This window comes from Rhodopirellula maiorica SM1, assembly GCF_000346295.1.
Taxonomy (GTDB): Bacteria; Planctomycetota; Planctomycetia; order Pirellulales; family Pirellulaceae; genus Novipirellula; species Novipirellula maiorica.
Map to the genome: position 1 here is coordinate 1 of NZ_ANOG01000591.1, position 11,050 is coordinate 11,050.

Annotated in this window: 9 protein-coding genes; 2 read left to right on the forward strand and 7 right to left on the reverse strand. The window is 53.8% G+C overall.

The features are described from left to right. The first annotated feature begins 160 nt into the window (after positions 1-160). Positions 161-739, forward strand: a complete 579-nt coding sequence (gene dcd, locus RMSM_RS18775) for a dCTP deaminase (RefSeq protein ID WP_040768057.1) — start codon at positions 161-163, stop codon at positions 737-739. Here the strand turns inward: dcd and RMSM_RS18780 are convergent. From RMSM_RS18780 to RMSM_RS18810, 7 genes are all read right to left on the reverse strand, one after another. Next, positions 736-1,446: a response regulator gene (locus tag RMSM_RS18780; protein WP_008699713.1), complete on the reverse strand. Its 711-nt coding sequence runs from the start codon at positions 1,444-1,446 to the stop codon at positions 736-738. The two genes, dcd and RMSM_RS18780, sit on opposite strands and share 4 nt — an antisense overlap. A 16-nt stretch (positions 1,447-1,462) precedes the next feature. Continuing rightward, on the reverse strand, positions 1,463-2,134 hold the full coding sequence (gene phoU, locus RMSM_RS18785) for a phosphate signaling complex protein PhoU (protein WP_008699714.1): 672 nt from the start codon (positions 2,132-2,134) through the stop codon (positions 1,463-1,465). 5 nt (positions 2,135-2,139) lie between these two features. Continuing rightward, complete coding sequence (gene pstB, locus RMSM_RS18790; protein WP_008699715.1) at positions 2,140-3,009, reverse strand: phosphate ABC transporter ATP-binding protein PstB; 870 nt, start codon at positions 3,007-3,009, stop codon at positions 2,140-2,142. 80 nt (positions 3,010-3,089) lie between these two features. Then, the gene (locus tag RMSM_RS37115) at positions 3,090-4,286 is read right to left on the reverse strand and encodes a PstA family ABC transporter permease (protein ID WP_008699716.1); all 1,197 of its coding nucleotides are present in this window, start codon (positions 4,284-4,286) and stop codon (positions 3,090-3,092) included. Continuing rightward, positions 4,283-5,236 (reverse strand): phosphate ABC transporter permease subunit PstC, encoded by a 954-nt coding sequence (gene pstC, locus RMSM_RS18800; RefSeq protein ID WP_040768066.1) that lies wholly within the window; start codon positions 5,234-5,236, stop codon positions 4,283-4,285. Before pstC ends, RMSM_RS37115 begins: the two co-directional genes overlap by 4 nt. Before the next feature lie 158 nt (positions 5,237-5,394). Further along, positions 5,395-6,519 (reverse strand): PstS family phosphate ABC transporter substrate-binding protein, encoded by a 1,125-nt coding sequence (locus RMSM_RS18805; RefSeq protein WP_236622202.1) that lies wholly within the window; start codon positions 6,517-6,519, stop codon positions 5,395-5,397. Between the two features lie 481 nt (positions 6,520-7,000). Next, complete coding sequence (locus tag RMSM_RS18810; RefSeq protein WP_008699719.1) at positions 7,001-8,800, reverse strand: ATP-binding protein; 1,800 nt, start codon at positions 8,798-8,800, stop codon at positions 7,001-7,003. A gap of 617 nt (positions 8,801-9,417) precedes the next feature. Between RMSM_RS18810 and RMSM_RS18815 the strand changes: the two genes are divergently transcribed. Further along, positions 9,418-10,950, forward strand: coding sequence for a DUF4332 domain-containing protein (locus RMSM_RS18815; protein WP_081614227.1), 1,533 nt, complete (start codon positions 9,418-9,420; stop codon positions 10,948-10,950). Positions 10,951-11,050: the final 100 nt, after the last annotated feature.

Sequence of the window (11,050 nt, forward strand, 5' to 3'; positions counted from 1 at the left end):
GGTGTTAAAAGCCACGTATCCGTCAACATACGCGAAAATATCGCGAGGCAGTCGACATCGATCCGGTTGAAATCATTGACGTAAACAGGGTCGTCACCGACAATTAGCAGTTCCGGTCGTTGCCATCTCACACCCCCATTCCACTGTGCACGGATTGAACATGCTTCTTTCGGGTGAAGAAATTAAGCGAAAGCTAAACGAGACGATCCTCATCGAACCGTTTGACGAAAGCCGTATCAATCCCAACAGCTACAATCTGACGCTGCATCACGAGTTGTTGGTGTACGAAGAAGTGATTCTGGATGCGGCGACGCCCAATCGCTACCGGCGGCTAGAGATTCCCGCCGAAGGGATCACGCTACAGCCGGGGCTGCTGTATCTCGGTCGTACGGTCGAGCATACCGAAACCAAGGACACCGCGCCGATGATCAAGGGGCGTAGTTCGCTAGGGCGACTGGGTTTGTTCATCAACCCAGGCGGCAGTCTTGGGGATGTCGGTTACTGCGGCACATGGACGCTGGAAATGCACTGCGTCCAACCGGTGCGGATCTACGCAAACATGCAGATCTGTCAAATCTATTACTTGCAGGTCCAAGGCGAGTGCGGTGATTACGGTCCAGGCAAATATCAGAACAGTTCCGATATTCAGCCCAGCTTGATGTATCGCGAGCTCGGTGGCGAAGACCACGACGGACAAATGGAATTGAATTTCGACGAATTGCTACACGAGTCGCGTTAGACCTTTTCGCTGACGCGTTGATCACTTGGGTCGCGGAACTTGTAACCAACCCCTCGCACGGTTTGTACCACGTCGGCGTGGGTATCGAGTTTCTTTCGCAGCGATCGAACGTGAACGTCGATCGTTCGTTCCAATACCAACGTGTCTTCGCCGAGCGCGACGTCGATCAACTCGCTACGAGAGAAGACGCGGCCGGGTTGACGCAACAAACACTCGAGCAAACGAAATTCGCTGCGTGTCAAATTGACAACGTCGTCGTTGACCGTCACTCGATAGCGAACCGGATCGATCGCTACGCCTTGGCTGGCGATCAATTGCACGGCAGCGGATTCATTGTCACGTCGACAAAGCGACTTGACGCGTTCGAGTAGGACTTTGACGCTAAACGGTTTCGTCACATAGTCGTCCGCGCCGAGTGCGAAACCAATCAATTGGTCCGACTCTTCGGCTTTGGCCGTCAGCATCAAGATGCGAGTATTCTTGGTCGCGGAATCGGCACGCAGTCGCCGGCACGCTTCGAGCCCATCGAGCACCGGCAACATCAAGTCCAAGATGATCACGTCGGGCAATTTCAAACGAGCTTGCGTCAGCCCATCTTCGCCGTCGTGTGCCACGAAAACCTCATAGCCTTCGCGTTGAAGATTATAGGTGACCACTTCGGCCAAGGAACGATCGTCTTCGATAATCAAAACGGTGGTTTTAGCCATAATTCTTTCAGCTTACTTAGCAATCTCTTTTCAATACGGAGCGATGACGAACGATTTCGCCATCCACTAAATAAATTGCATCCTCAGCAATATTGGTTGCGAGATCCGCAATCCGCTCCAAATGGCGAATTGCCGAAAAACAATGAAGCGCTGCGGCCACAAGTTGCGCATCTTTTTGCATCGTCAATCTCAAATGATTGATCAAATCTGTATTCAATGCATCCACTTCGTCGTCGCGAAGAATCACACGTTTCGCCGCGTCGGTGTCCATGTTGACAAACGCATCGAGTGCCGCACGCACCATCCCAGTGACTTCGGACACCATCGGGCCAACGCCATCGGGAATCACAAAGCGTGGATAGTCTTTAACACCGATTGCGCGTTGAGCCACGCTGACCGCTAAATCGGCGATTCGCTCCAAATCGTTGTTCACTTTGATGACCGTCGCGATCCGGCGAAGATCCGTTGCGACAGGATGATGCAGTGCCAGCACTTTCAAGCACTCATCCTCGATCGCAACCTCTTGATGATCCACCGCATCGTCATCTCTGATCACTTTTTCTGCCAAATCGACGCGGCCTTCGCTTAGCGATTTCCCCGCGTTGACGATCATTTCTTCGACGACCGCCGACAGTGACAAGATGTCACGATGCAGGTGGTCCATGTCACGGTTTAAATGTTTCATCATGCGGTTTAACCAAATTTCCCCGTGACGTAATCTTCCGTCTGTTTCTGTTCAGGCCGGGTAAAGATTTGGTCCGTGGTGCCAAACTCGACCACTCGCCCCTGATAGAAAAACGCCGTCATATCCGAGACACGCGACGCCTGCTGCATGTTGTGCGTCACAATCACAATCGTGTATTGCTGGCGAAGCTCGTAAATCAAATCCTCGATACTGCTGGTGGAGATCGGATCCAACGCGGAACACGGTTCATCCATCAAAAGCACTTCGGGGCCGGTGGCAATGGTACGTGCAATACAGACACGTTGCTGTTGCCCCCCACTGAGCCCGAGTGCCGGTTTGTGTAAACGGTCTTTGACTTCGTTCCAAACGGCCGCTTTTTGCAGCGACCATTCAACCAAATCATCCAATTCGGACCTCGAGATGCGAAGATGCAATCGGGGACCGTACGCCACATTGTCGTAGATCGTTTTGGGAAACGGATTCGGTTTCTGAAAAACGATGCCGACCTGACGTCGCAAATCGACCACATCGGTGCTGTTGGCAAGCACGTCCAAGTCCCCCAACGAAATATTACCGACCGCACGGGCGGTTGGCACAATGTCGTTCATCCGGTTGATCCAACGCAGCAATGTTGTTTTTCCACAACCGCTCGGACCAATTAACGCGGTTACACGATTTTTGGGAACGTCTAACGAAATATCATGCAACGCCTGATAGGCACCGTAATACGCATTGAAGTCGTCAATGCGAATCGCCGTCGTCGCGTCATCGGTGTGTAATTGTGTATCGATTTGGGAAGATCCCTTTGCAGTAACAACCGCCTCGTCATCGGAGCGAGATTCAACCACAGGCTTCATCTTCTTTAAAAAGGCGGTCATCAGTATGGCACACTTGTGTACGGGGTGTTCGCCACTCGCCAAAACATGCGAAGTGACAAATAAATAGTTCGTTTATCGAATTACGATTGCGGCCTTTGAGTGCGATTTCGAATCAACACCGCGACGGCATTGAACGACAACAACAAAGTCAACAAGACGATAATGCCTTTGGCGGCAACCGCATGGAATTCGGCTTGGGGGCGGGCAGCCCAGTTAAAAATTTGTAGCGGCATCACCGAAAAATCGTCCATCAAGTTGCCTGGATTGGAGCCGATATAAACGATGCCACAAATAATCAGAATCGGAGCCGCTTCACCAATCGCGCGGCTCATCGACAAGATCGCTCCGGTCATGATCCCTGGTACCGCCGCGGGCAACGTTACATTTTGGACGGTTTGCCACTGGGTCGCTCCCATCCCGAGCGAACCTTCGCGTAGCGAGTGCGGCACGGCCCGTAGCGACTCTTGCGATGCAATGATCACGATCGGCAAGACCACCAGCATCAACGTCAAACCGCCTGTTAACACGCCGCGGCCAAGCGGAAAGCGAAAGTAGTACCATGACTTTTTGCTGATGCGGCCAGCTTCGGCGTCCGCTCGCAACGTTACCGCGCGAACATTCACCTCGCGTGGCAGTCGCTCTTTGACACCGATCACATTCACATCAATAAGCTGTCCTGAACTGGTGATCGCGGTTAGCCCAGGTTTTAATTCCGGAGCGGGCGAGTTCGACTCGGCCGCAGGAACCAACAAAATTCGATTGCCTTCGCTGACAAATTGGTCGTAGTAGGTGGCCCCGATTTCGAACCCTGGTTCATTACCATGCCCTACCAGACCGAACATTCCGGCAAACGCCGTCAAACCGATAATCCCATAGACCACCGATGGCACGCCAGCCAAATTGCTGATGTTCAATTGGATGAAACTGTGGAACCATCGCATCGCGGTCGTCCGCGGTTTGAACTCTTCTAAGAAGATTGCGGTCGCGACCCCGATGGGAAGCGTAAAGATTGCACAGACACCACACACCCACATCGAACCAAACAACGCAGGACGAATCCCCGCTTCGGACGGTGTCGCACTGGGGGGCGAGCTGACAAAGTCCCAATTCAATCCGGGCAGCCCTTGATAGAAGACCGCTCCCAACATGACCGCCAAAATGATCACCGACAACAATGCAGTGACTTGGCAAAACCGTACAAACCAACGATCGATTCGATGCCGGTTTTTCAAGCTGCGATGTTTAGTCGATGCTGTTTTTTCTATCTCTTGGCTCATTCGTACGCCTCCCGAAACCGCATGCGGACGATATTGCCAAGCACCGTCAAGCTAAACGTCATGACAAATAATACCGCAGCAACGGCGTACATCGAATAATATTCCATTCCTTCGTGGCTGGCGTCGCCCAACGCCATTTGCACCATCCATCCGGTCATGGTTTGAATTTCGTTACGTGGATCCATCGTCATGCGAGCCGTCGCTCCGGCCGCCAACGCGACGATCATCGTTTCGCCGATCGCTCGTGCGATCGCCAACAAAAACGCCGATACCAATCCCGACAATGCCGCGGGAACCACCACCTTGGTCGCCACGTCAAACCGCGTCCCGCCTAATCCATAAGCGGCATCTCGCAGACTCCGCGGAACCGCGTGTAGTGCGTCTTCGGACAGCGAACATACCGTTGGCAAGCAAAGAATGCCGACTGCCAATCCGGCGCTGAACGCATTAAAAACGTTGAAGCCTTCGTGGAAAAATTTCAGCCCCGGCGTGATCACAGTCAAGGCAAAGTAGCCGTAAACCACCGTGGGAATGCCCGCTAAAATCTCGAGCGTTGGCTTGAGTGTCGATCGCAATTTTCGTGGAGCGTATTCGCTCAAATAGACTGCCGTGACTAACCCCAATGGTAACGCCACGATCATCGCCACCGCGGTGACAAGCATCGTTCCAGCGACCAGAGGCCAGATGCCAATCTCGCCCGAAAACAGCGGCGACCATTTGGCCGACCCCAGAAAGTTGCCAACGCTGACGCCTTCCATCCCAAAGAAGCGAAACGTCTCGCGAAACAAAACAAAGATGATCGTGAACGTGATCGCGATCGACAACGAAGCGCTCAGAAACAGCATCGTTCGCACCACTCGGTCGCGAATCTGCGCTGCGATCGGCGAACGCCGTCTCGATGGATGATGGACGATCGATGTGATGTCGTTGGTAGCGTTGGTCACGCTCATAAAAATCATTTTCCGGTAGCGAAACTCACGAACGAGTTTCGTTTGATTGATGGTCCGTTTTGACCTTGGCCGCGACGCTCCGAAATGGACCGCAAACCGCAAGGCTTCGCTAGGGAGGCCCCGCGAGTCGCGGCCCAGGGAGTCATTTGATCGACAACCTATTCGATGTCAACCACGTTTTCAGTCGTATACAGCTCGGTCAAAGGACCGCTCTTCTTTTCCAATTCAGGCGTCAAGTAGTGCGTTCCCGTGATCCGTTCTTCGTAGTGAGTTTTCACGACGTCGTAGACCGAATCAGGCAAGGCGACATAGTCGACCATTTCCGCAAGCTTGCCAGCTTCCTTCAAGTAAAACTCGAGAAACTGTTTGACCTCGGGACGCTTCATCGAGTCGAGTTTGACGTAGATGAACAATGGGCGACTAAATGGTGCGTACTGACCGCTTTCGATGGTCTCCGGTGTCGGGGCAACTGCTTCGCCAGTATTGGGATCAACGATTTTGACCGCTTTGATTTTGCCGACGTTGGCAAAGTAGTAGGAGGCGCCGAAGAACCCGATCGCCCCTTTCTCTCCCGCAACCCCGGTCACCAACACGTTGTCGTCTTCGCTGACCGACATGTCGTCGCGAGGGTGCTCGGTCTCTTCGTCTTTGGCGACCACGTCGCCAAAGAAGTAGTCAAAGGTCCCCGAATCGGTGCCTGGAGCGTAAATCTTGATTTCCAAGTCAGGCCATTCTGGATTCACGTCTTTCCAAGTCTTAACCCCGCCCTCTTTCAGAAAGATCTTCTTCAAATCTTCGACGGTCAACTGATCGACAAATTCGTTTTCTTTATTGATCACGATGGACAAACCATCGTAGGCGATTGGCAGTTCGACAAACGAAACGCCCTTCTCTTTACAGACTTTGAATTCAGAATCCTTGATCGGACGCGAGGCGTCGGAGATGTCGATTTCACCATTGGTGAACCGCTCAAACCCGCCTCCGGTACCGGAGATCGCCACCGTCACTTTGACGTTTTTGAAAGTCTTTCCAAACGCTTCGGCCGCCGCTTCGCTAATCGGAGCCACGGTGCTGGAACCATCGATTTCCACAGCGCCTTCGATATTCGCCAATTCGCTTACCGCCAAGTCGCCCATAGCGACGTCCTCGGTGGAATCAGAATTCGTTGAGGATGAGCTGGTCGACGAAGGTCCACATCCGACCATCGCCAAACAGATCACGCTCGCCGCCAGTGTTTCGCCAAGCACCGCAGTGCCGCTACGAAACCGATTTAACCACATCATTTGCCTACTCCAGGAGTCTTTAAAGCAATCAAGTCGCAACCGACTTGAACGGCCGGTGATCCTAAGCCTTCTTTGTTAAGATTGCGTTAAGATCTTTTGAAGGTGGCGCGATTATGAAGACAGTTCAGAGCGGGCAATTTTCGCCAAGAGAAAGCGAGATCGTTGCGTCAAAGCAGTAACGCAAAAAAAAACGAAAACACAATGTTTTTTAACAATCTTCACGCCGGTTCACGTCGCCGGTGACGTGCCCGATGCAATTCGGATCCGGTCGGGGAATCCCGCAAACAGCTTATCGCTCGTGCTGCCGGGAGTTCTTGACTGCCGGAAGTCCTTTGGCTGCCTGAAGCGTTTGACCGCCTGGAGTCCTTAGCCAATTGTCATCGACTTTGATGCCAAGCGGTTGTACTGCGAATTTACCGTAAACGCTTTTCGCTTGTCAATCAAGCAGAGTCGATGGAGTTTTTCGAGGTAATTCTCCAGTCTAGCTGAGCGGCAAACGGACCTGGAATGTCGAACCCTCGCCCGGTCGGCTGCACAGGTTCACCGACCCACCAAACGCTTGACAGAGATGCTTGACGATCGACAACCCCAAACCGGTGCCGCCCAATTCGCGTGACCTCGCTTTGTCGGCACGATAGAAACGCTCAAACACGCGTGTGTGATGCTCCGGTGCAATCCCAATGCCAGTATCTTGGACCTCCAACAGCATTTGGTCTTCTTCTTCATGCCATCGCACCGTAACGCGACCGTTCTCGGGCGTATACTTGATGGCGTTACCGATCAAATTATCCAAGATCGTCGTTAACCCGTCTTCATCCGCATAGACCGTGATCGGCGACGCGGGCGGCTCGACCACCAACTGGATCTCTTTTCGCTCGGCCGCATCGGTATTGTGCTTGAAACAAGTCTCGACCACTTTGTTGACACACACGTCGGTAATTTCAAACGCCTCCTCCCCGGATTCCACCCGTGCAATCTGTAGCATGTCGAGAATCAATTGGTGCAACCGCTCGGCTTGCTCTTCAATCCGATCGACGAACTTCAAGTTATTCTCGGGGTCGCTCATGGCACCTAAACGCAGCGTTTCTGCAAAGGCTTTGATCGACGCGAGCGGCGTCTTTAGTTCGTGAGAAACGTTGGCGACAAACTCTTGCCTCAGATTTTCAAGTCGCCTCAATTCGGTGATGTTGTGCAGCACCATCACGACGCCGTTGGCGGGATCGCCCGGCAAACAGGTCGCACTCACCGCCAAATCACGACGAACTTGGCAAATCGATTCAAATTCAATCTGCTCGGGCCCGCCCGTCTCCAGACATTTTTGCACCAACTCGTATAGCGGTCGGCTGCGGACCGCCTCTAACAAGGGACGCCCCACCTCGTTCGCGGTGGTGAAACTGAGCAGTGTTTTACTCGCGTCGTTTGCCAATACAATTCGCTGGTCCCTATCGATCGCGATGATGCCCTCGTCCATGCTGCCAAGCACCGTCGACATCTGCTCGTTCTTCTCACGCAATTGACGGAATCGACGTCCCAGTTCCGATTGCATCTGGTTGAACGCCTCGGCCAACAACCCCACTTCGTCTTGGCTGTGAACCGCCACCGGAGCTTGATCGATCCCGCTGGCAATTGCCTGAGCACGATCGGTCAATTGAGCGAGCGGATTGATAATCCGGCCGACAATCGCGTAGGTCAGCCCCGTCGCAATGGCTCCGAACAAAAGTGCCAGCAACCAAAAGGAACGACGGACCGCATCCACGCGGTCGTTGATCGTCTCGAGCTCGATCGCCACTCGCACAAAAGCCGACTTTCCTGGAATCGACGGAATTTCCAGAGCGAGATAATACATGTCAATGTGAAGCGTCGGACTTTCGCGAGACGCCACCCCTCGGCCAACTTCACTCGCCGTTTGGAACTCAGGGCGGTTTGCATGATTGAGTACCAATTGAGGATTACGCTCGGATTCGGCCAGCACCTGACCGTCCCCGTCGATGATCGTCAAACGCGTCTGCGTTTCCGATGCCAATCGCTTAATTAATGCTTGCAATTTTTTTTGGGCTTGCCGGTCCAACTCTTCATCGGCGGGGTGGTCCAGCACGTCGGTGACCAAGTCGGCGACGTGGCTACGAAGCACCACGGCCGTGTCAAACAACCGCTGCTCGACTTGTCGATTGATCTCCCCCCGTTGCGACGAGGTCACAATAAACAGAAACCCAACGGCAAGCGTTAGGTTCAAACCAACCGAGATCAGAAACAGTTTCCAAAACAGACGAGATGACCGCACGACACGCCCCGAAGAGGTTTCAATAGCTTTAATTTTCAGGCCGGCGCAACAGTACATCCCAGTGCGCAATCACGAAGCCGTTATGCAGGAGTTTTTCAGTCTATTTGCCGTTTTGACGCCTAGCCACGGTTCCGGCGTTCAACCGGGGCTAACACCCAAACGCAACGCGGTGAAGCATTTATTCCCCGTGTTTTCACGCGGGACGAACCCCACAAAAACGGCTTAGCACGGCCCGAGATGCACCAGCCGCTTCGTCCTAAAACAAGTGAGCCACGTTCCCATAAGAGATTTTAGATAACAAGGGGGAGCTTGGGTGCCGAACTTTGTGTTGCGATTTTTTCATTCAAACAACATCAATTCTGCTCATTTTCTTCATCATCGCGGATGCGAAATCGGACGCAAAGTGATCCGGGTTTTGACGCCAAGGTTGTTGGTGCAGGTCCGTCTGCAGGCTCGTCAGAGGAAACAATCCGAGGATTCGCCTTTGACGTGAACCGGGTAAATCTGCGATTCCTCGGGGGGACGGATTCCTCGAATCCATTTGCCCTGACGTCGCGACTCGCCGTGCTCGACCGGGCGTTCGATTTGACAGCTCCCAATATTACCCGGAGAACGAAATGTCGCTCCTTATGACCATCCTCCGCGCGGCGCATTGTCGCAGCACGCATCACTACTTTGCTCTCGATGCGATCCCAATGCTGCAAACCGCTTCAGGCAAGCAGCTCGGGCAAATTCTGCTGCAACACCACAACGCCTACCTCACCGGTGCCAAGGATCCCGACACCAAGTTTCGCGATTTTAGGAACCACGTGCTCCATGTCGCCGACAACCAGTGGGGCGGTGCTCCGCGTGCCTGTGAAAAATGGCTCGCGACGGCGGTCCAGCAGCTGCAACAAGAACAGTTTAAAGACGCCGCCTACAGTCTCGGAGTGCTCAGCCACTACTTTACCGATCCCATCATGCCGCTGCACACCGGTTCGAGCGAAGCCGAGGGCGTCGTGCACCGACCGATGGAATGGAGCGTTTGTCAGACGTACGAAGAGATCTACCGGCAGATTCGCGAAGACAGGGTGCGGGTTAATTTTCAGCTTGCCCAACGTGACGGCTGGATTTCCGAAGCCGTATTGACCGCCGCGCAGCAATCGCATCAACACTATCACCGAATCATTGAAATCTATGATCTCGAACGAGGCGTGAAGCGACCATCCGAAGGTCTAAACTCCGAGTCCCGCGAGATCTTGGTCAACATGTTCGCAATCGCGATTACCGGTTGGGCCAGGATTCTCGAACGTGTCGCCGCGTCGTGCCAAAGTCCTCTGCCAGAGGTTTCACTCAACTTGGCCACGGTCGTTTCCGCAATCCAAATTCCGTCAAAATGGGTCGTGCGAAAGATTGCATCGGCCCAGGAGCAGCGGGCAGTCCGCGCCGTGTTTGCTGAATTCGAACGCACAGGGACGGTCAAAACGAACTTGCCCGAAGAGGTGCGTTTGGTCCGCGCCGAACGTCCCATGCCGAACACGCCGAACGCCACCGCCAACGAAGTGGTAACCGCGGCCGAGCCCGTCGCAGACACACCGGCCACCGATTCACCGGCCACTGATTTGACGGCCACTGATTCGCCAGTCACTGCCACCCCGATCGCGGAACCATTACGATTGCACATCAATGCCGATTCGTCGGACGCGATTCCGAAACGAGACGTTGTTCCCTCATCCGCCGCCCCCGCGTCGTACGCCCAAGACCTCGTTGATGCTCCATCGATCGGCCCCAAAACCGCCAAACGTTTCGCCGCTATCGGGATCACGACCATCGGGCAATTTTTAGCGAGCGATGCCACGCAGATGGCAACTCAGTTGGATACTCGCTGGATCACCGCGGAATTGATCGAAGATTGGCAGGCGCAAGCGACACTGGTGTCACACATTGGATCATTGTGCGGTTACAAGTCACAATTGTTGGTCGCGGTGGGCTGCCGAACGCCGACCCAGCTGGCCGATCGTGCTGCGGATGAATTATGCGATGAAATCACCCAATTCTGTCAAACCAAAGCGGGCCAGCGGATCCTGCGTAGCAGCACTCCTCCGGAACAAACCGATGTCACTCGGTGGATCGACGAAGCTCGTCAGGATCGCCAGAACCAAGCTGCCTAAATCGCAGCAACCGCCTCGTTCAAGGACGCCTCGTTCAAGGGCGACTCACGCGTTGTGTTGACGCTGGTCGCCCCGTCACGCATGAGTATCGTCACCCATG

What these genes read in the sequence shown, in the direction of transcription:
- RMSM_RS18780 (WP_008699713.1), bottom strand. Translation starts at nt 1,446, where the DNA reads ATGGCTAAAACCACCGTTTTGATTATCGAAGACGATCGTTCCTTGGCC.
- RMSM_RS18805 (WP_236622202.1), bottom strand. Translation starts at nt 6,519, where the DNA reads ATGATGTGGTTAAATCGGTTTCGTAGCGGCACTGCGGTGCTTGGCGAA.
- pstC (WP_040768066.1), bottom strand. Translation starts at nt 5,236, where the DNA reads ATGAGCGTGACCAACGCTACCAACGACATCACATCGATCGTCCATCAT.
- RMSM_RS18815 (WP_081614227.1), top strand. Translation starts at nt 9,418, where the DNA reads ATGTCGCTCCTTATGACCATCCTCCGCGCGGCGCATTGTCGCAGCACG.
- pstB (WP_008699715.1), bottom strand. Translation starts at nt 3,009, where the DNA reads ATGACCGCCTTTTTAAAGAAGATGAAGCCTGTGGTTGAATCTCGCTCC.
- RMSM_RS37115 (WP_008699716.1), bottom strand. Translation starts at nt 4,286, where the DNA reads ATGAGCCAAGAGATAGAAAAAACAGCATCGACTAAACATCGCAGCTTG.
- dcd (WP_040768057.1), top strand. Translation starts at nt 161, where the DNA reads ATGCTTCTTTCGGGTGAAGAAATTAAGCGAAAGCTAAACGAGACGATC.
- phoU (WP_008699714.1), bottom strand. Translation starts at nt 2,134, where the DNA reads ATGATGAAACATTTAAACCGTGACATGGACCACCTGCATCGTGACATC.